This window comes from Salinimicrobium flavum (genome assembly GCF_042684505.1).
Lineage (GTDB): Bacteria > Bacteroidota > Bacteroidia > Flavobacteriales > Flavobacteriaceae > Salinimicrobium > Salinimicrobium flavum.
On record NZ_JBHULT010000006.1, the window covers coordinates 110,347 to 129,853 of the forward strand.

The following is a 19,507-nucleotide window of genomic DNA, read 5'->3' on the forward strand; positions in this document are numbered from 1 at the left end:
GTTAACAGCAATCCTTTGAAGAAGGATCCCTGAACTGGTTAAAGATCTTATTGAATTTTTCCTGAATTTCTGACCAACGCTTCGCATTGATACAGTAACTCACCCTCGTTCCTTCGATGGTCCCCTGTATGATCCCGATATCCTTAAGTTCCCGAAGATGCTGACTTATAGTCGCCTGGGCAAGCCCAAGTTCATTTACCAGGTCTCCATTGATACAGCTGTCAGATTTCAGCAGGAATTCAATTATCGCTACCCGTGCCGGGTGGGCCAGGGCTTTTGCGGCCAATGCCATGTCATTTTGAGAATCTGTGAAGAGGTCAGTTTTTGTTACTCCCATTTTAATTTGTTGTTACAGGTTTCTTATTATCATAAAATTCCAGCAGTGCCGGAAGTAAATTTTCTTCGGCCAGGAACGGAATGCCAAAAGTTTTCGCAGCATGTTTTTCTTTAATTATTTTTATGACGTCTCCTTCTGCCAGCGCCCGATTTTTCAAAAGCGGATCTTTAAGGTCCTTCTGCATGGATAGGCTTTGGTTCACTACCCAGGCATAGGTCCCAATCCCTGCGCGTTTCAGGTCTTCCTGTAAGGCCGCAGCTTCCCGCATGGGAGTCGTTTCAGGTAAAGAAACCAGGATCACTTTGGAAAGCGCCGAATCCTGCAGAGCCATATAGGGCGTCCTGATCTTCTCTGGGTCCATCCCGGTGGTTCGCAGCAGCTCGCGGTGATAACTGCCCGCGGTGTCCAGCAACAGGAGAGTATGTCCTGTAGGCGCAGTATCGATTACCACAAATTTTCGTTTAGCTTGTTGTATGGCCTTCGAAAAAGCGTGAAAAACCGCAACTTCTTCAGTACAGGGGGATTTGAGATCCTCCAGCAGCAACTGTTTCCCGGACTCATCGAGATCTTTTCCTTTTTGAGATAATACTTTCCTTGTATACCTCTGGGTTTCAAGTTTGGGATCAATTCGGTCTACGGTAAGATTCTTCGGAAGATCTTTAAGCTGATCCATAAAATCCTGTACATGGGCGGCAGGATCTGTAGTGGTCAAATGTACCTCAAAACCCTTTTTCGCGATCATTACAGCCAGGGCAGATGCGGTAAAGGTCTTTCCAACACCACCTTTTCCCATGGTCATGATGAGACCATTGGTTTTATCTGCGATAAGTTCCTCAACCAGTTTATCCATCCCGGCGAGAAGTTGTTCGGGTTCTTTTACATTTTGAACTTTTGCGCCCACCAGTTCCTTCTGAAGCTCGGTATTCAAAAGGGAACGTAGCTTTTCCACCCCAAGAATATTATAGGGCAGTAAAGGATAAGTTTGGAGGGGTAGCTCCTGAAGGTTTTTGGGAATTGACTTCAATTCTTTTTCCGTGAGGCTCTGCATCTTTCCCGCGAATTCATCCTGCGTGTCCAGAGCTTTAAAAAGTCCGTTTATCAGCAGTTTTTGGTTCTTCATTTCCAGTTCAGCCAGTTCATCGCTGGTCCTGGAAGCTTCTTTTAGGGAAGCTTTGTCTGCCCGGGCAACGAGGTAAAAAGTTCCCATTTCTGGATCCCGCAGACGATTTACTACCGTAGTATAGCGCTCCTGACTGCTTTTTAAGGCCGAAGTGGGGCCAAGACAGGAGGCGCCGTCGGGGTTTTCTTGAGTGAAAGAAGCCCAGGCGGCAGGTAATTCCAGTAACCGTAAGGTATGTCCCGTAGGGGCCGTGTCGAAAACCACTACATCAAATTTCCCACCTTCAGTTTCTCCCGAAATAAACCTGGAAAATTCGTCAAAAGCAGCGATCTCAGTTGTACAGGCACCCGAGAGTTCCTCATTCATTTTTTTAATGTCGGCTTCGCTTAAGATCTGCTTAAGCGGTTCTGTGACCCTGGAGCGGTATTCTTCCGCAGAAATTTCAGGATCAATATTGATCGCCCACAGCCTGTCAACCCCGTTAACAGGATTGATCTTATCATAGACCTCGCTCTGCAGGACATCCTGCAGGTTGGATGCGGGATCTGTACTTACCAGCAATACCTTTTTACCTTCGTCGGCAAGTTTTATAGCCGTAGCGCAGGAGAGGGATGTTTTCCCAACCCCGCCTTTCCCGGTGAAGAAAATGTATGGAGTTTCAGTATTTTTCATGGCCACAACGAATTAGATAATTTAGTTTGCTAACAGCAGCTGGTCCCGCCACAGCAGGAATTGTCTTGCGACTGTGCCACAGGAGCAGGATCTGTGGTCAACAAAGATTCCCATTCTGATTTTTCGGGATAGCGACCGCTCATAACAATTTTCCCGTCTTTCAGGATATAGGGAAGGGAATTAAGACCGTCCATTTTCAGTTTTTCAATGGCTTCGGGATACTGCTGAAAAGCTTCCCCGTCATTGGAAACGTTGTGCCTGGCGACCTCGACTCCCAAAGATTTCAGCCATTTCACATTGGCAGCGGTATGCACGAGACTGTCATCTACATCAGGCCCGCAGAGCCCGGTGCTGCAACATAATGCCGGATCAAGAATTGTGATTTTCATAGCTACAATGTTTTTTAATTATATATATTGCAATATTACGATAATTAAGAACATAAAAAAATGATGACTATCCTTTTAATGTAAAAAATTACTCTGGTCGTCGGAATACCAGGATTTGAGGGAGAAAAAAGGAATAAAACCAGATGAGCCCCACATGACGTGAGGCTTATCCATTTAGACCGATTTTGAGCTAGGTTCTTTCTGCAGCTTTCAAAAAATACAGCTATGGTCTATTTTTTAAACAGGAATTCCGCTTTTTTCAAATCCCGGGAATTAGGCCCTATATAGATTTCGAATTTCCCTTCTTCAGATTCCCATTTTCTGTTCGCGTTGTAAAATCTCAGCATCTTTTCAGTAATAGTAAATATTACCTCTTTTTCTTCACCGACTTCCAGCTGAATGGTCTCGAAACCTTTCAGTTCCTTCACCGGTCTGGTAGTACTGGCTACCATATCCCTTAGATAAAGCTGAACGATCTCGCTTCCCTTAAGGTCTCCGGTGTTCTTTACTTTAATTTTCACCTCCAAAGGTGCATTAGCGGTCATTTCTTCGGAAGAAATTTCTATCTCCCCAAATTCGAATGAAGTATAACTTAAACCGAAACCAAAAGGATACAAGGCATCCCTTCTTTCATCTGTATAGGCAGAATAGGTGACATGCTCTGCACTGAAAGGACGACCGGTGTTCTTCTGATTGTAATACAGAGGTTCCTGCCCGACTGCACGTGGGAAAGACACCGGAAGTTTTCCTGAAGGATTGTATTTTCCGAACAGAACATCGGCTATGGCATTCCCACTTTCGGTACCAAGCTGCCATGCTTCCACTATTGCGGGAATAGTTTCTGAAGCCCAGGATATTTCAAGAGGTCTCCCGTTTATGAGCACCAGGACAATATTTTGATTCACCTCATAGATCTTTTCAAGTAATTCCTGTTGTACCCCGGCAAGGCCAATATTGACCTGACTTCTTCCTTCTCCCGATTGAAAGGCATCTTCCCCCAGCACCATTACTACAAGGTCTGCAGAGGCTGCAGTTGAGATCGCCTTTTCAAACCCTGAAGTATCGGTTTTATTGATCTCAAGTGGCAGAAGGAAATTCCTTTCCCCCACTCCAAGGTCTGCACCTTTCGCGTAACTAATTTCTACGTTTTTCCCTACTGCATTGCGAATTCCTTCCAGGACTGAAACGGCTGAATTTGTTTCCCCCTGGGCTCTCCAGTTCCCAATGGGACTGTCCTTGTCGTCAGCAAGGGGACCAATAACAGCAATCTTTTTTCGCTCTTTATTCAGGGGAAGGGTATTATTTTCATTTTTAAGGAGAACGATAGATTTACGGGCAATATCCCTGGCAACCTCTCTATGGGCATCAAAATCTACGGTTACAGGTTTAGAGTAACGGTATGGATCTTCAAATAGCCCCAACTTGAACTTCACCCGAAGTATCCTTCTCACGGCATCATCAATGAACTCTTCTTTCACTTTCCCATCACCCACGAGTTTAACCAGACCTGCTTCGTAAGCACCACCTTCCATATCCATATCGCTACCTGCATTCATAGCGATCTGGGCTGCATGGATCTTGTCTTCGGCAAAACCATGTTCGATCATTTCAGCTATTGAACCCCAATCTGAAACAATAAATCCGTCCCAATTCCAGTCTCCTTTAAGGACATCCCTTTGAAGTACTTTATGACCTGTCGCAGGTGTCCCGTCAATATCATTAAAGGAATTCATGAAAGTCGCTACTCCGGCTTCAGCTGCGGCCTTGAAAGGCGGCAGGATGGTATTGTGCAACTCGTTCTCACCAATATGTACGGTATTGTAATCACGTCCCGCCTCCCCGAATCCGTAGCCGGCAAAGTGCTTGGCAGTAGCTGCAATGGTTTGAGCCCCTGAAAGATCATCTCCCTGGTACCCTTTTACTTTTGCCACGGCAACTTTGGAAGTCAGGTATGGATCTTCGCCTGAACCTTCCATTATTCGACCCCAACGTGCATCCCTGGAAATATCGATCATAGGGGAAAAGGTCCAGTTTATCCCTTCTGCTGAAGCCTCCACTGCGGAAATCCTTGCAGATTTTTCCATTGCCTCCAGATCCCAGCTTGCAGTTTCTGCCAAGGGTACCGGAAATATTGTTTTATAGCCGTGAATTACATCGTACCCGAACATCAAGGGTATCTTTAACCGGGAATTCTCCATTACCAGTCGCTGGGCTTCTGCAGTGGCTTCAGGAGAAAGCACATTCAGCATTGCCCCTACTCTTCCGTTCTTGAGGTTATCTTCCTTCTGTTTATTATCCATGCCCGAAGCAGGACCGGTTAGATCCCAGCTTCCGTTATACTGTACCAGCTGTCCAACTTTTTCCTCCAGGGTCATTAAACCCAGAACAGAATCAACTTTTGTCTCTACTTGCTGAACAGAGCTTTTTATTTCTGTCTTCTGTGCTGAAGCCGTAAGGCTTAAAGCAAGAAGCGCTATTATAGCGTGTATTTTTTTCATCTTTTTTATTTAAAGTTTTTCAAGTACCCTTTCAGGATAATCTGTAATTATACCATCCACCTCCAGTTTGATCATTCTTTCAATATCTTCAGGTTCATTCACCGTCCAGGGAATAAGTTTTATGTCCATATCCTGAATAGAATCCACGAATTCCCTTGATTTCACTAATCCGAGGTAAGGATTATAATAATCTGGCTTAAAATTCAGTTTATCGAGATTCTTTTTGATCCCGGTGGTGGTAACCAGGTACCCCGCTTCCACACCGGGATACGCAAGGTGAAGGTAATTAAGAACATTTACATCAAAAGACTGGATTTTGGTGTGGTCTTTTATCCTCTTTTCCTTAACCACATTCATTACAAGATCGAGAAATTCCTCAGGGTGCGGCTGGAAGGTCCCATATAACTTTTTTCCAGATTTAAGTTCGATATTATACCTGATCCTTCCCAGGTTGTATTTCTTTATAAAATTCTCGACGCTGTCGATCATTTCTCCTAATAATGGCTTATAGGTCTTTATCTTATGCTGATCGGGAAACATTTTATTGCCTTTTGAACCTGCATCAAATTTCCTGATACTGTCGTATGACATTTCATAAAAATTATATTTCCTCTGGTCTGCTTCAGCGATCGTATCTCCTTTAGGATCCAGCATGTAGAGAGAAAGCATAAAAGGTTCATGAGAAACCACAACCTTCCTGTCTCTGGATATCACTACATCTAACTCTAAAACCGACACCCCTTTTTCCAGGGCGCTGTAAAAAGAAGGCAGGGTATTTTCGGGGTAACTTCCCCGGTCCCCACGGTGACCCTGAACTTCTAATTTTTCTGGTCCAGGAGTAATTTCCTTTTTATCCATCTTTTCCCCGCAAGAAAACATTACTGTACAGGCCAGGAAAAGAATTACTACATTTTTCATTTTTTAATTATTATTTTTTTGGGAGCAGAGTATTCCGGCCTGAGGAGGTTAACAACAATGACTTCCTTCTTATTCGCTCAACACATCAAGTGGTTTGCCCGCTTTGCCATTACCGGTATACTCGAAACCAAGAATTCGGGCTACGGTTGCTGCGATTTGATTGGTATAGTATTGTCTCTCTTTTGACTGTTCTCCCTCTTTACTTATACCTTTTCCAAAAGCAACGATCCAGGTTTGACCAGAATTCTCAATCGAAGGTCCGTGATGTTTCCAGGTGCTTTTTTCGGTGGCCGACTCACCTCTCCCATGATCTGTGGTAATAATGAAAGTGGTCTGATCCTTATAAAAGGGGTCCCGTTGCACATATTCCCAAAGTTCCCTGATCATGTCATCGTTCTTTCGGGCAGATTTCAGGTAGTGGTCATAACGGCCTTCATGGGCAAAATCGTCTGTTTCCCCATAGCCTATATAAAGCAGCCGGGGTTTTTCAGTTTTAAGATATTCAAGAGCAAAATTGTGGGTGAATGTATCAAATCGTACAGTTTCCCATCTTCGGGGAGTTTCCTGCTGAATTTTCCCAAGGAGTATTTCCGCAGAGGAGGGTTCAGTTCTCAAACTATTCCGGTAACCCGCATTAATAAAAAGGGCGCTTCGTTGTTCGCTGAAGATGTAGGGAAAAATATCCCAGCTCCCGAAGAGCCCTATTTTATCTTTAAATTCCGGATCCCGGTTCAAAACCTCAGGGAGGGTTTGGTTAGGATTGTAGATCTTACTGTTATCAATAATACGCTCATCATCTGCATAACCGGTAAGGATCTCACTGTAACCTGCGTATGACATCACGACCGTATTGGTAAGGTCAACCTTACTTTTATTCCAGCGATTGCCCAGCATGATTCCCTCTTTTACTGCGACATCCCAAAAAAAGGGAAACAGGGTTTCCCTTCGTTCTTTTTTTGTGTCTTTCCAGAATTCCGCTGCAAGGCCACCAGGATTACTCACAAATTCCTTGTTCCCGATCAATAAACTGTCCGCACCCCCAAAAAGTTCCTGCCAACGCAATCCATCAATCGTTATCCATATCAATTTGCCATTCTCCTGTGAGAATCCCTGCAAAGAGAAAAATAGAAAAAGGATCAGCCATTTTAACTTCATAGGTATCGCCATTAATTCTTCTGATAAACCCTTACATAATCAATCTCGAAAGTATGGGGAAAGGCATCATTATCAATACCCTGTTGTCCTCCAAGGCCACCTCCAACCGCTAAATTCAGAAGCAGGAAAAATGGTTTATCAAAGGGCCAGGCTCCTGAGCCGCTATCCTCATTTTTATAGTTGAAGTATTCTTTCCCGTTTACATAAGAACGGATCTCATTTTCTTCCCATTCCATGGTATACACATGAAAATCTGAGGTAGCGGTGGGCAGGTGTATTTTCTCTCCTACCTGGGTACCCAGAATGTGATTGTAATCTTTTGTGTGCACGGTAGAAAATACAGTATCGGGTTCGAAACCTACATGTTCCATGATATCAATTTCCCCTCTGTCCGGCCACTTTATGGAAGCATCAGATGACAGCATCCATATCGCAGGCCAGGTGCCCCTTCCTTCCGGAAGTTTAGCCCTTACTTCAACCTTTCCGTATTTCCAGTCTCCTTTACCATTTGTAATAAGCCTGGCCGAAGTGTATTCCTTTCCTTCTTTTTCTTCTCTGACTGCGCGTATTTTAAGCGTTCCGTCATTTACATAGCTGTTAAGGCTATCTCTCTCAGTATAAAACTGGGCTTCGTTATTCCCCCAACCCCAGTCATTACCTGCGGTATCATAGCTCCATTTGCCTTCATCGGGTAAACCTTCATAGTCAAATTCATCACTCCAGACCAATTCCCACGGCTCCTTATCCTGCTCACAGGCAACCAGGCCTGTGAGCAATAAAAGAACAAGGGTTTTTCCAACTATCTTTTTGATTGTCATCTACAAAATCATTTTAGCAACCACATTTTTTTGTTGATCTCATCAAAACCGTCAAATTGGCGATCCAGAGCTGCTTCAAGGTTCTCCCTGTTATAAGTCGCCTCAGAACCCGGATATAACCATCTCAACGGAAGACCATTACGGTTGTTCTCGTTAAGACTTGTCTCAGGATTGATGGGAAATTCAGGATAATTCGTCCTGCGATACTCAAAGAAACTGGTCTGCCCGTCTACAAGGAAATTCAGAATATAACGCTGCATCCAGATCTGCTTAAGCTGCTCTTCCTCATTATCTGCAAAGGCTGCTTCACCTGTAAAATAATTATTGATATAATCCTGGTCGATAGGGTTACCATGAGCAAAATCTGCAGGAACATTCAGCATATAGCTTAAGGCCGCTTTCACTCCTTCTTCGTAATAATCTTCTGCAGTACCCTGGGTGATCCACCCTCTGATATTGGCTTCAGCAAGGATCAATTGTTGTTCAGCATAACTCAGTAATCTTCTGGGTTCACTGTTCTCAATAGTAAGGTATCTCAGATTGATCAGGGAAAACTCATCATTGCTATGCATCGCGTTCATCTGCGCATATTCCATAGAAACATCAACACCTACATAAGCAGCTTCATCAGATTCTGATTCTCCTTCTAGTAACTTAGCTCCTGCAGGTTCTGCAAAGTAAAATAACCTGTTATCATTAAGCCTCTTAAGATTATCTACAAGATGAGAGCTTAAAATAGTTTTACTCGTAAAGAGATCATTGGTGCTATACAGAGGATGTGGATTTTGAGTAGAATATTCAAGGCCCCAGTAATCGCCGGGATTTTCAAAAAGATATCCTTCATTTACTATTTCCTGAATTCTGGAGGGCACATTCAAAGCTTCAGCTTTAGGACTTAAGCTCATTAAAACTTTCACCCTTAAGGAATTGGTTGCCCTTCTCCACATATCAGGATCCCCATTGAAGGGTGTTGGATCACCCGCAAAGCTTTCACCAACGGCAAAATATTGATCTGCTTCTTCAAGCTCCTCAAGAATTCCTAAGAAGACATCCTCTTGTCGGTCATAAGCAGGTGTGTATTCTCCACTGGCTCCCTTTCCCGTTTCGCTATAAGGAATGTCTCCCATTTCCATGGTAAGATGGTAGAACATATAGGCCCTGGCAAACTTTGCCAATCCTTTATATGAATCTTCTGCCTGGCCACCTTCTGCATATTCTACCATCTTTTCAACATCGGGAAGAATGTTCATTCCTCCAAAACTTGAGCTCCCAATAGAATTATACTGGGTTCCCATCTGGCCTTCATTAGCATATCCTACATATTTGGGCAGGGCGCTGTTTGAGATAAAAGCCTTGGCATCTCCCTGAAAACGGGCAACACTAAGAATTATCTGGGTAGACAATAATGAGGCACTGGCTTGGGTGGTGGTATCGGGATTTGTATTTATCTCATCGAAATCATCGTCACATCCTGTGGCAAAAAGCAGCGAAAAAACCGCTATTCCACTGAAAAATATTTTAAATTTTTTCATCTTTTTAAAATTTTAAATTCTCTTCCTCTGTTATTTAGGTGTCCTTAAAAAGTAAGGTTCACATTCAATCCTATATAGCGTTGAGACGGATCACTGAAATTCTCAGAACCTCCATCGGGATCAGAATATTCAAAGTCCTTTGCCCAAAGCGCCAGGTTTTGTCCTATGGCTGAAACTGAGCCGGAGGAAGTGCCAATCACATTATTAAAAGAGTCTGGGAAATTGTAGGATAAGCTCATTTCCCGAAGCTTTACGAATGTAGTGCTGTAAGTCTCCAACGGTGAAGGTGGCCCCCACCATGCATTTCCTTTATGAGCTCTTTTTACCCAGTTCTCATAGGTTACCGCAACATCGTTTGGTGCAAATTCCCTCGTATCACTGGTCACGTTGCCATAGGTGTCATAAGTAACTTCTCCCGAGATCACCTTAACCCCGTCTCCAACATAATTGGCTGTACCGGTAGTTGCGTCAAGGTAACGTTCCTCTGTAACAGAATCTGGGTGGTTACCAGATTGCCACATATACATCTCTGTAGTCGTTTGAGCCAGACCGCCTACACGACCATCAACAGAAACATTCAGGGTGAAATCTTTATATCTCAAAGATGTGCCCAGCCCCCAGATCCAGTCAGGATCTGAATATCCATACAAGGAGTGGAACGGTTCATACTGCGGCAGCCCGTTCAAATGGATTATATTTCCTTCCTGATCTCTCTGGAAATCGTTCAAAGTGAAGTGATCAACACGTTCACCTTCTGCTACCCATTTTAGGTCAGGTGAAAATTCTTCATCTAACTGGGTATAGTAGCGAGCATATTTAGACCAGTTCACTGAAATGTCCCATCGCCAGTCATCTGTGCGGACCGGATTGAAACTGGCTGCAATTTCCAAACCTCTCCTGGTGATTTCCTCGTCTGTGTTCACGTAGTTCGCACTGTAACCTGATGCAGGACTTATGCTTGCAGACCTTAGAAAGTCATACATTTTTTTGGAATAGTAGGTAACATCAAATTTTGCACGATTATTAAGTACATTGAAAACGGTACCCACCTCAATTGTTGAGGAGGATTCCGGTCTTACGTCTGTACCACGTATCACGTTTGGAAAAGTGGCAGAACTCAGGTTACCCCATGCGTTGGTCGTAATGTTGTAAATGTTGTTAATCTCATAGATATTCGCAGGGGTCTTCGAAGTGGTCCAGGATCCGCGAAGTTTCCAGAAAGACAACCAGTTCATTTCCGGCAAAAGTTCAGAAACAATTAAACTGGAGGCTACAGAAGGATAAAGGTAAGATCGGGTAGACTCCGGCAAAGTAGAGCTCCAGTCGTTACGAAGGGTTCCTTCAACAAAAGCAAGATCCCTCCAGGAAGCAGAAAGTCTTCCGTAGACACTATTTACCTGTCTCTTATACAGACGGGAACTTACAGCCGGTGGATTAACAGAGGCTTTAAGGGAATAAAAGGCCGGAATGGATAGTCCCGCCTGAGTCCTTGATTCGATACCTTCATCCTGGGTATAAAAAATAGTTCCCCCGGCCAAACCATCAATGGTAAAGTCTCCAAAATCATGTTCAGCAGAAAGGATCAAATCATTATTTATACTGTATCCACGGCCAATACCCACATTGTAGGAACCTTTTTGAGATTCTCCCCAAATCTGGGTTCCGTTTTCAATTACAGTAGCAGTTCCTCCACCCTGGAAAGAACCTTTTGATATCCTTACCATCTGGCGGTTTGTATAGGTGTCATAACCAGAACGTAACGTGGCGCTTAGCCAGGGAGTAAATTCATATTGCGCAGAGATGAATCCGTTAAAGATATCTTTGTCAAGCTCATGGATTCTTTCGTACCTGTCAAAATACGGGTTATTATTAATAGAGGTGTAACTACTGTTCTGCACCTCATTTTCTACTAACCAGTAATCTTTATAATCTCTCACATCATAATCTGGTGAGGCCCAGACGAGTATGTTGTACATGGGGTCATACCCGGTATATCCACTGAAACCAATATTAGGGGAATTCTGTTTGTTGTAGGAAACCGAAGAAGAAAGGTTGAATTTATCAACTTTCATTTCCCCAGCCAGGGTATAGGTTAACTTATCGAATTGAGAGTTGGGATACTGCCCTTTATTATTAATCCAGGAGGCAGAAGATCGTAAATTTCCATTTTCTCCCTGTTGCACTACGCTAATATTGTTGTTAAGAATATGTCCCTGTTCCAGGTAGTTGCTGAAGTTATCTTTCCCCCTTGGAAGAAAAGGCATGGGCTGCATTGATTTAGTCACAGGATCCCACTGTATAACCTCCTGACCCTCCAAAGGAGGTCCCCACGACCCGTTCCCAGATCTCACATAAGTATTAGTACTGGTATTGATCTTTCTCCCGTAGGTAGACTGTGTCTCAGGAATAGCAAGGTAACCGGCAGTAAACATAGTACTACTGTTAAGGGAAACACTTAATCCTTCTCTGGAACTGCCTTTTTTGGTAGTGATCATGATCGCTCCGCTTTGCCCCCTGTAACCGTATAAGGCAGAAGCTGTAGCACCTTTAAGCACATCAATGGTCTCAATGTCATCTGAAGGGATATCCCTCAAACTCATATTCCCATAAGGAACTCCATCAATAACAAGGAGTGGTTTTTCTCCCCGTAACTGTATCTCGGGTTCTGCAGTGAACTCGGTACTGTTTTTTACTAATAAACCCGCGACCTTACCGGTTAGGGAAGTACCTACATCTACACCTTTCACGGTACTTAGTTCTTCCCCCTGTACTTTTTGAGTGGCATAACCCAAAGCTTTTTCTTCCCTTTTTATACCCAGGGCAGTGATAACCACCTCGTTAAGGGTGCTGGCGCTTTCCTGCAGGGTAATCGTTTGTGGGGTCACAGTATTGAAAACCACTTCTTGTGTCTCAAAACCTATATATGAGATGATAAGAGCAGCCTGAGACCCGGAAACTTCAATGGAGAAATTCCCATCAAAATCTGTAGTTACCCCATTTGAGGTGCCCTTTTCTATAACTGTTGCACCGGGAAGAGGCTTTCCATTCTGGTCAAGTATTGTTCCTCTAAGGGTTCCCTGCTCGTTTTGCTGAACAGGGTCCAGGGAGATGGTAATATTGTTTCCGACTCTGGAAAAAGTGTAAGCTGTTGCCGCAGAAAGTTGTTTTAAGACACCGGCCAGTTCCTCATTTTCAAACCTGAAAGAGCCCGGAAGCTGGGTTTTGGTGTCTATATTATTGGCAAAGGCAAATTTATAATCGGTTTTGTTTTCTATTTCAGCAATTATCTGGCTGAGGGTAGGATTTTGGAAAGAAACAGAGATTTCTTGCGAAATTCCCGTTAATGACCAACAAAAAAACAAGATAAAAATTAGTTTCTTCATTTCTAAATTCTTTAAATTTGGGATATAGAAAGCCCGTCGACTTTTAAGAAGTCGTTAGCTTTTTTACATTTTTTTAAAAAAGAGTTCTCTATTTGATCGTGGCGGACTCTTTTTTCTTTTTAAATAATTTTACTTTTTTCTCAGTAGGGTTCATTTCATAGTTGGTGTTGTTTATAATTGACAATACATTTAATATTTGTTCCAGAGAATCAGATTCATTGATCCTTAAGGTCACCCGTTTATTTACAGGAATGGTTTCCATATCGAATTCATACCCGTAGCGCTCTTCCAAAAAGTCAAGCACCTTATCAAGTTTCACATAATTCACGTCAATGAACTTATTGCCTGCTTCAAAGGAAAGTATGGTTTCAAACCGCTCTACAGAAGCTCGTCCTTTTTTATAAACGAAGCTTTCCCCAGGGATCAATGCCCAGGATTCTGCCCTGTCTTTTACTGATACAAGCACCCTTCCTGTAAAAAGGGTAACCTGGGTATCATCAAATCCTTCTTCTGCCTTTACATTAAATGATGTTCCCAGTACTGTAGTGGTGGTTGCTTCCGTTTTAACCTGAAATCTCCTTAGGGTGTCCCTCACCACATCAAAAAAGGCTTCCCCTGTAAGTTTCACGTCCCTGTTCCTAAAATTCTCGGGATAGGAAATGGAGGATTTATGTTTAAGAAGTACCAAAGTTCCGTCTGGCAGAATGATTTCTTTATCGGCTAATGCTTCATTATAAATGTGTGCCGTAGGATTGTACAGACTAAAGAAAAGGTACCCCGCTACTAAAGCGACGAAAACAGCGGCTGCACCATAAAATTTGTAGAGCTTTATTCTATCCTTCTTTCTGCGTTCTTGTGGCAGCTTACTTCGGAAGGTCGCCCAGGAGTCATCTATAGCTTTTTCTGAAACTTCCTTGTATTCGGAATCCCAGGCTTCTTCAATCGTTTTCGTGATTTCTTGATCAGAATTTCTCAACCTCTTAATGTAGTTATCTACTACTATAACAATTGAGAAATGGAAAGTTCCTAATGGAAAACGAAAAAAAATATTTAAACTCTTTCTTTTATAAAAACAGAGGCCAGATAAATATGGTTGGCAATAGTTTTCTTGGAGATCCCCAGGCTTTCCGAAATTTCTTCGTAGCTGAGATTATTTAGTTTGTGAAGTAGATAGACCTCTTTTCTTTTTTCCGGCAGTTGATCGATAAGGGAGGCTAATTTGTTCTTTTTCCAGTTATCTTCTTCGTTTGATCCTTCTAATGTGGATTGATCTTCCCCGGGGTAAGGCAGCACATCATCCAGATTGGAATAAGATTGCATTTTTTGCTCCCTTTTTATATGATTCAGGATGATATTTTTACATATCACATAGATCTGTTTCTCAAGAAGTATATTCTCATCCAGCAATTCTTTTTTCTCCCAGATGTTCATAAATGTTTGCTGCACAAAATCATCAGGCTCAGAAGAAGTAGATTGGAATTTACGGGCAAAGTTGAAAAGGCGGGAATAATAGGCTTTATATATTTTCTCATAAGCTGAAAGATCCCCATTCTTGAGAGCCTTGACAATAAAATATGTTGCCAGCTTATCCAATCCCGGATTCAATTAATAACCAGATTATTCACGGGGATAAACTTAAAATTTTGTTAAGCAAAAAGAAAGAAAAAGAAGTTATATTTTTTTCACCAAAGCACATTAATTTCTTAAAGTTCAGATCAAGAAGTCTATCATTTTTAAAGAGCTTCGCTGGGTGGCCTTCTCTATTATTCTGAGTGAACTGCCGGACTCAACATAAAGAAGAAGTTCACTATACCTTAAAAATTAGAACTGAAACCTAAAGGCATTAAAAAAGCCCCTCATTTCTGAAGAGCTTTTCTGTGCGGGCGAGAGGACTCGAACCTCCACACCTTGCGGCACTAGATCCTAAGTCTAGCGTGTCTACCAATTCCACCACGCCCGCCTGCGTTGGCATTTCAATATGTTTGCTTGTTGTAAGCGGATGCAAATATAAGTATAAGTTTGAATCTGCAAATGGAAAAATAAAATTTTTTCACCCAGACCGGAATAATTTTATTTTCAGAATTGAGATCTGATTGATGAGTATTGAGAAAAGTTTTCATCGGGTTCAGTCTCCATGGCCATCTTCACATTTATCCTCTGAATAGAATTACATTCTGGTCAGGTTTTCCCCTGTTACTCAATACACATTGCTCACTACTCAATAGTACATTCTAATTTTCTTACCTTTATGCAACTTCAAAAAGACCATTATGAAAGACACTAAAACATATGTAGAAGAAAATAAACAACGTTTCATTGACGAACTTATTGATCTTCTGAAGATACCTTCCATCAGCGCAAATTCCAAATACAAAAATGACATGCTGAAAACTGCTGAAGCTGTCAAAAAAAGTTTGCTCGAAGCCGGGTGTGACATGGCCGAGATCAACGAAACCCCAGGCCACCCTGTGGTTTATGGCGAAAAGATCATAGATCCTAATCTCCCTACTGTACTGGTGTACGGGCACTACGACGTGCAACCTCCAGATCCTGTCAATCTTTGGGACAGTCCGCCGTTTGAGCCGGTGATCAAGGAAACCAAAACACATCCCGATGGGGCCATTTTTGCAAGAGGGGCATGCGATGACAAAGGGCAAATGTATATGCATGTAAAGGCCCTGGAATATATGACCAAAAATGATTCCCTGCCCTGTAACGTCAAATTCATGATCGAAGGGGAAGAAGAAGTGGGAAGTGAAAATCTGGGCTGGTTCATTGAAAATAACAGGGATAAACTGAAAAATGATGTGATCCTCATCAGTGATACCGGTATGATCGCCAAGGATACCCCTTCCATTACCACCGGTCTTCGCGGACTCAGTTATATGGAAGTGGAAGTGACCGGACCAAACCGCGATCTTCACAGCGGACTCTACGGGGGTGCGGTGGCAAACCCAATAAACATCCTTTGTAAGATGATCTCTTCCCTGCAGGATGAGGATAACCGTATTACTATTCCCGGGTTTTATGATAAAGTAAAAGAATACAATGAAGACGAAAGAGCAAAAATGGCCGAGGCTCCTTTTGATCTTAAGGAATATAAAGAAAAACTGAATATTGAGGAGGTGCATGGGGAAGAAGGTTTTTCCACTTTAGAACGTGCTTCCATTCGGCCCACCCTTGATGTTAACGGGATATGGGGTGGTTATACCGGTGAAGGCGCCAAAACCGTACTTCCTTCCAAGGCCTACGCGAAGATATCGATGAGGCTGGTGTCAGATCAGGACTGGAAAGAGATCAGCGCCCTGTTCAAAGATTACTTCGAAAAGATCGCCCCAAAGAGCGTTAAGGTTAATGTGAGCACCCATCACGGCGGTCAGGCATATGTTACCCCAATAGATACCCTTGAATACCAGGCAGCCAATGATGCGTATACCGAAGCCTTTGGAAAGGCTCCAATTCCCCAGCACAGTGGGGGAAGCATTCCAATTGTTGCCCTTTTTGAGCAGGAACTAAAGAGTAAGACCATCCTGATGGGCTTCGGGTTGGATACAGATGCCATCCACTCCCCCAACGAGCACTTCGGAATATGGAACTATTTAAAAGGGATAGAGACTATACCATTGTTCTATAAGCATTTTACAAAGCTGAAGCTAGCGGAAAAAAGTGATCAGTGATCAGTAAAATTTGACTCAACCCTGTCAGCGGCTTAACCCCCTGACAGAGGCTGTCGAAAGTCAAACCTAACAGGTCTCTGAGACCTGTTAGGTTTTTTTATTTCAGCCGCCCGTGACAAATGGCAGATTCTCCCCATTTTGCATCGCACGTCATGTGCTGCCAAACCTGCAAGGTCTTTTTTGGTCCTTGCAGGTTTTTCAATTTTAGACCTACAAGGCTTTGAAAACCTTGCAGAAAAAAACATTTTTATCTTCTATGTTTGTAGAATTAAATATTTATTCTACATTTGTAGAGAACCAACTAAAGTTGTAGAACAATGCAGTTATCCAAAGCCGAAGAACAACTCATGCAGATCCTCTGGAAAAAGGATAAAGCCTTTATGAAGGACCTCATTGAGGCCTATCCAGATCCAAAGCCGGCACAAACTACGGTCGCCACGCTGCTCAAACGCATGCAGGACAAGAATTTTGTCGATTATAAACAATATGGAAGGTCACGGGAATATTTTCCGCTCGTAAGGAAGAAAGACTATTTTTCAAAACAGGTGAACGGACTCATAAAGAACTTTTTTAACGACTCAGCTTCACAGTTCGCTTCCTTTTTCACCAAGGAAGCCGACCTGAGCAAAGAGGAACTGGAGGACCTGAGGAATCTTATAGACAAGGAAATTAAAAACAAATAACCATGGAAATGTATCTCCTTAAATCGGCTGCCTGCCTTGCTTTTTTGCTGCTATTTTACAAGCTACTGCTTGAAAGGGAAAGCTTTCATGTCTTCAAAAGATACTATTTGTTAACTGCAGTAATAGTTTCAGGGTTCATTCCTTTGATCACGTTCCAGACCTATATCCAGAGTCCCATAGTTCCCATGGAAGAAAATTGGTTGATGATTTCTGAAGCTTCTTCTGAAAGTACCACGAATTGGATTTATTTGTTCCTTTTGAGCCTATATTTTTCCGGGGTAGTGCTCTTCGGGGGAAAATTCTTATGGAACCTCTCCAAAATCATCAATCGCATCAGGGAAAATAAAAAGTTCAGGACAGAGAAAGTTTCCGCAGTACTGCTTCCTGAAGATCTGCCCCCACACACGTTCTGGAACTATATATTTCTGAACAAACAGAAGTTCGAAAAAGGCCAGATTCCGAAGGAGGTTTTTGACCATGAAAAAGCACATGCAGTCCAAAAACATACCCTGGATATTCTCTTTTTGGAACTACTGCAAGTCTTCCTTTGGTTCAATCCGCTGATCTATTTACTGAAAAAATCGGTTAAACTCAACCATGAATTCCTGGCAGATCGTGCCGTTTTATCACGCGGAATCAATACTGCCTCTTACCAGGAACTCCTGCTTAGTTTTTCTTCCGGAAATCTACAAAGCAGCCTGGTCAACCCTATCAATTATTCATTAATCAAAAAAAGATTTACCGTTATGAAAACAAGAACAAGCAAGACAACCTCCGTTTTAAAGGGGTTTCTCCTTCTTCCGTTACTGGCTGGTTTACTCTATGGTTTCAGCAGTAAAGAAGTCCTGCTATTAGAAAATAATTCCGAAGAAACCAAAGACCTTCAGGAAAAAGCCACTCCAAAAATGCTTGCAGAATACAACAGGCTCGTTAAACATTATAATTCCATTCCCAGGGAAAAGCTCAGGATCAAAAAGGATGAGATAAACAGGATCATGTATATCCTCAGTCTCATGACTCCGGAACAAAAGGAAAAAGCTGAAAAAATAAAATTTGATGTACCTCCGCCGCCACCGCCTCTACCCACGATCAATAAAAACGAAAATGTACCGGCACCGCCTCCCCCACCACCGGCACCTCCAGTGACCAAAGACGGGAATATTCCGTCACCACCCCCGGCTCCACCGGTAGAAAAAGCAGGTGAAATGCAGGCTCCGCCGCCACCACCGCCACCTTCACCGGTAGAAGCCGTTCAAGGTTGGATAGAAGAAGGCGCAGAATTCTTCTATAATGGAAAGAAAATATCGGAGGAAGAAGCACTGAAGATTGTAAAGCAAAACAATGGTAAAAATCTGCGTGTGCAGGTGGAGGAAAATGAATCCGGAAAGACCGTAAGACTGTCAGAAAATAAAAGATGATTTACAAAACCTAACAGGTCTCAGAGACCTGTTAGGTTTTTGGCTTGAACCCATAGATCATCATCCTAACCAGCAAGATAGTTTTTCATCCTTGCAAACAAATTGTATAATGTCAAACCTGCAAGGTTCTTGAAAACCTTGCAGGTCATGTAAGGAGCAAAGGCGTGGATCTTCCCCGCCTTTTTTTTTATACCTTCTTCACAAACTTAGTCAGGATCACGATCTGCTGGCCATCCACCTTGCCTTCAATTTGCTCGGGGTTATCGTGAACCAGCGAAACTCTCCTTACCGAGGTTCCTCGCTTCGCCACCATGCTGGAACCCCGCACAGGAAGATCTTTAATTAGAACTACCGTGTCACCTGCCTCTATGGTTACACCATTGCTGTCTTTATGAATCACGCCACCGGCACTTTCTCCGGTAGATTGTCCGGCTTTTGCCCATGCGAGCTGGTCTTCCTCCATATACATCATATCCAGCAGATCTTGCGGCCAGCCTTCGCCACGCAGGCGGTTGAGCATTCTCCAGGCCATTACCTGCACGGCAGGCACCGGGCTCCACATACTGTCGTTTAATGAACGCCAGTGATTGGGCTCTGTTTTTTCAGGATCTTCGATCTGCTCCTTACAGGTTCCACATATGAGGATATGATGTTCTGCATCTGCAGGGGAATCTGGTACTGCATAAACCTGTAGGTCATCTTTGGATCCGCAAAGTTCACACTGGGATCCGCTTCTTTGAAATAATTCTTGCTCGAGGCTCATGGGGAGATTTTATTTGAGGGCAAATTTAACCTTTAATATCGTATTTATCCGCAGACATGTTCCACTCACCAAACCTGCAAGGTCTTTTTTTTGACCTTGTAGGTTTATTACTTATATCGAAGACCTACAAGGTTATGAAAACCT

General features: G+C 42.9%; 15 protein-coding genes and 1 tRNA gene. 3 read left to right on the top strand and 13 right to left on the bottom strand.

Going from position 1 to position 19,507, the window contains the following annotated elements; translation table 11 throughout:
• Nucleotide 1 precedes the first annotated feature (1 nt).
• From ACFSTG_RS03745 to ACFSTG_RS03800, 12 genes are all read right to left on the bottom strand, one after another.
• Nucleotides 2-337 carry an ArsR/SmtB family transcription factor gene (locus ACFSTG_RS03745; RefSeq protein WP_380748615.1) on the bottom strand — a complete coding sequence of 112 codons (336 nt, stop codon included), beginning with the start codon at nt 335-337 and terminating at the stop codon, nt 2-4.
• Between the two features lies 1 nt (nt 338).
• Nucleotides 339-2,129, bottom strand: a complete 1,791-nt coding sequence (gene arsA, locus ACFSTG_RS03750) for an arsenical pump-driving ATPase (RefSeq protein ID WP_380748617.1) — start codon at nt 2,127-2,129, stop codon at nt 339-341.
• Between the two features lie 29 nt (nt 2,130-2,158).
• Nucleotides 2,159-2,518: an arsenite efflux transporter metallochaperone ArsD gene (gene arsD, locus ACFSTG_RS03755; protein WP_380748619.1), complete on the bottom strand. Its 360-nt coding sequence runs from the start codon at nt 2,516-2,518 to the stop codon at nt 2,159-2,161.
• Nucleotides 2,519-2,748: 230 nt separating this feature from the next.
• A complete protein-coding gene (bglX, locus tag ACFSTG_RS03760) occupies nt 2,749-5,016 on the bottom strand; it encodes a beta-glucosidase BglX (RefSeq protein WP_380748621.1) in 2,268 nt (755 codons plus the stop codon).
• A gap of 9 nt (nt 5,017-5,025) precedes the next feature.
• Nucleotides 5,026-5,934, bottom strand: a complete 909-nt coding sequence (locus ACFSTG_RS03765; protein ID WP_380748623.1) for a glycerophosphodiester phosphodiesterase family protein — start codon at nt 5,932-5,934, stop codon at nt 5,026-5,028.
• Between the two features lie 69 nt (nt 5,935-6,003).
• Nucleotides 6,004-7,089 carry an alkaline phosphatase family protein gene (locus ACFSTG_RS03770; RefSeq protein ID WP_380748625.1) on the bottom strand — a complete coding sequence of 362 codons (1,086 nt, stop codon included), beginning with the start codon at nt 7,087-7,089 and terminating at the stop codon, nt 6,004-6,006.
• 11 nt (nt 7,090-7,100) lie between these two features.
• Nucleotides 7,101-7,907, bottom strand: coding sequence for a glycoside hydrolase family 16 protein (locus tag ACFSTG_RS03775; protein WP_380748627.1), 807 nt, complete (start codon nt 7,905-7,907; stop codon nt 7,101-7,103).
• Nucleotides 7,908-7,915: 8 nt separating this feature from the next.
• Nucleotides 7,916-9,439, bottom strand: coding sequence for a SusD/RagB family nutrient-binding outer membrane lipoprotein (locus ACFSTG_RS03780; RefSeq protein ID WP_380748629.1), 1,524 nt, complete (start codon nt 9,437-9,439; stop codon nt 7,916-7,918).
• Nucleotides 9,440-9,483: 44 nt separating this feature from the next.
• Complete coding sequence (locus ACFSTG_RS03785) at nt 9,484-12,822, bottom strand: SusC/RagA family TonB-linked outer membrane protein (RefSeq protein WP_380748631.1); 3,339 nt, start codon at nt 12,820-12,822, stop codon at nt 9,484-9,486.
• An 88-nt stretch (nt 12,823-12,910) separates the two neighbouring features.
• Entirely contained in the window at nt 12,911-13,798 is an 888-nt protein-coding gene (locus ACFSTG_RS03790; RefSeq protein ID WP_380748633.1) for a FecR family protein, read from the bottom strand.
• Between the two features lie 74 nt (nt 13,799-13,872).
• Nucleotides 13,873-14,427 carry an RNA polymerase sigma factor gene (locus tag ACFSTG_RS03795; RefSeq protein ID WP_380748635.1) on the bottom strand — a complete coding sequence of 185 codons (555 nt, stop codon included), beginning with the start codon at nt 14,425-14,427 and terminating at the stop codon, nt 13,873-13,875.
• A gap of 273 nt (nt 14,428-14,700) precedes the next feature.
• Nucleotides 14,701-14,782, bottom strand: a tRNA-Leu gene (locus ACFSTG_RS03800).
• Nucleotides 14,783-15,092: 310 nt separating this feature from the next.
• Here ACFSTG_RS03800 and ACFSTG_RS03805 point away from each other — a divergent pair.
• From ACFSTG_RS03805 to ACFSTG_RS03815, 3 genes are all read left to right on the top strand, one after another.
• Nucleotides 15,093-16,499, top strand: a complete 1,407-nt coding sequence (locus tag ACFSTG_RS03805; protein ID WP_380748637.1) for a dipeptidase — start codon at nt 15,093-15,095, stop codon at nt 16,497-16,499.
• Between the two features lie 317 nt (nt 16,500-16,816).
• The gene (locus tag ACFSTG_RS03810) at nt 16,817-17,182 is read left to right on the top strand and encodes a BlaI/MecI/CopY family transcriptional regulator (protein ID WP_380748639.1); all 366 of its coding nucleotides are present in this window, start codon (nt 16,817-16,819) and stop codon (nt 17,180-17,182) included.
• 2 nt (nt 17,183-17,184) lie between these two features.
• Complete coding sequence (locus ACFSTG_RS03815; RefSeq protein WP_380748641.1) at nt 17,185-18,600, top strand: M56 family metallopeptidase; 1,416 nt, start codon at nt 17,185-17,187, stop codon at nt 18,598-18,600.
• 187 nt (nt 18,601-18,787) lie between these two features.
• On the opposite strand, the gene ACFSTG_RS03820 is transcribed toward ACFSTG_RS03815, so the two are convergent.
• Nucleotides 18,788-19,363, bottom strand: coding sequence for a PhnA domain-containing protein (locus tag ACFSTG_RS03820; protein ID WP_380748643.1), 576 nt, complete (start codon nt 19,361-19,363; stop codon nt 18,788-18,790).
• Between the last annotated feature and the right edge of the window lie 144 nt (nt 19,364-19,507).

Bases quoted from the DNA above. Each gene is read 5' to 3' on its own strand.
- ACFSTG_RS03745 (WP_380748615.1), bottom strand. From the start codon at position 337: ATGGGAGTAACAAAAACTGACCTCTTCACAGATTCTCAAAATGACATG.
- arsA (WP_380748617.1), bottom strand. From the start codon at position 2,129: ATGAAAAATACTGAAACTCCATACATTTTCTTCACCGGGAAAGGCGGG.
- arsD (WP_380748619.1), bottom strand. From the start codon at position 2,518: ATGAAAATCACAATTCTTGATCCGGCATTATGTTGCAGCACCGGGCTC.
- bglX (WP_380748621.1), bottom strand. From the start codon at position 5,016: ATGAAAAAAATACACGCTATAATAGCGCTTCTTGCTTTAAGCCTTACG.
- ACFSTG_RS03765 (WP_380748623.1), bottom strand. From the start codon at position 5,934: ATGAAAAATGTAGTAATTCTTTTCCTGGCCTGTACAGTAATGTTTTCT.
- ACFSTG_RS03770 (WP_380748625.1), bottom strand. From the start codon at position 7,089: ATGAAGTTAAAATGGCTGATCCTTTTTCTATTTTTCTCTTTGCAGGGA.
- ACFSTG_RS03775 (WP_380748627.1), bottom strand. From the start codon at position 7,907: ATGACAATCAAAAAGATAGTTGGAAAAACCCTTGTTCTTTTATTGCTC.
- ACFSTG_RS03780 (WP_380748629.1), bottom strand. From the start codon at position 9,439: ATGAAAAAATTTAAAATATTTTTCAGTGGAATAGCGGTTTTTTCGCTG.
- ACFSTG_RS03785 (WP_380748631.1), bottom strand. From the start codon at position 12,822: ATGAAGAAACTAATTTTTATCTTGTTTTTTTGTTGGTCATTAACGGGA.
- ACFSTG_RS03805 (WP_380748637.1), top strand. From the start codon at position 15,093: ATGAAAGACACTAAAACATATGTAGAAGAAAATAAACAACGTTTCATT.
- ACFSTG_RS03810 (WP_380748639.1), top strand. From the start codon at position 16,817: ATGCAGTTATCCAAAGCCGAAGAACAACTCATGCAGATCCTCTGGAAA.
- ACFSTG_RS03815 (WP_380748641.1), top strand. From the start codon at position 17,185: ATGGAAATGTATCTCCTTAAATCGGCTGCCTGCCTTGCTTTTTTGCTG.
- ACFSTG_RS03820 (WP_380748643.1), bottom strand. From the start codon at position 19,363: ATGAGCCTCGAGCAAGAATTATTTCAAAGAAGCGGATCCCAGTGTGAA.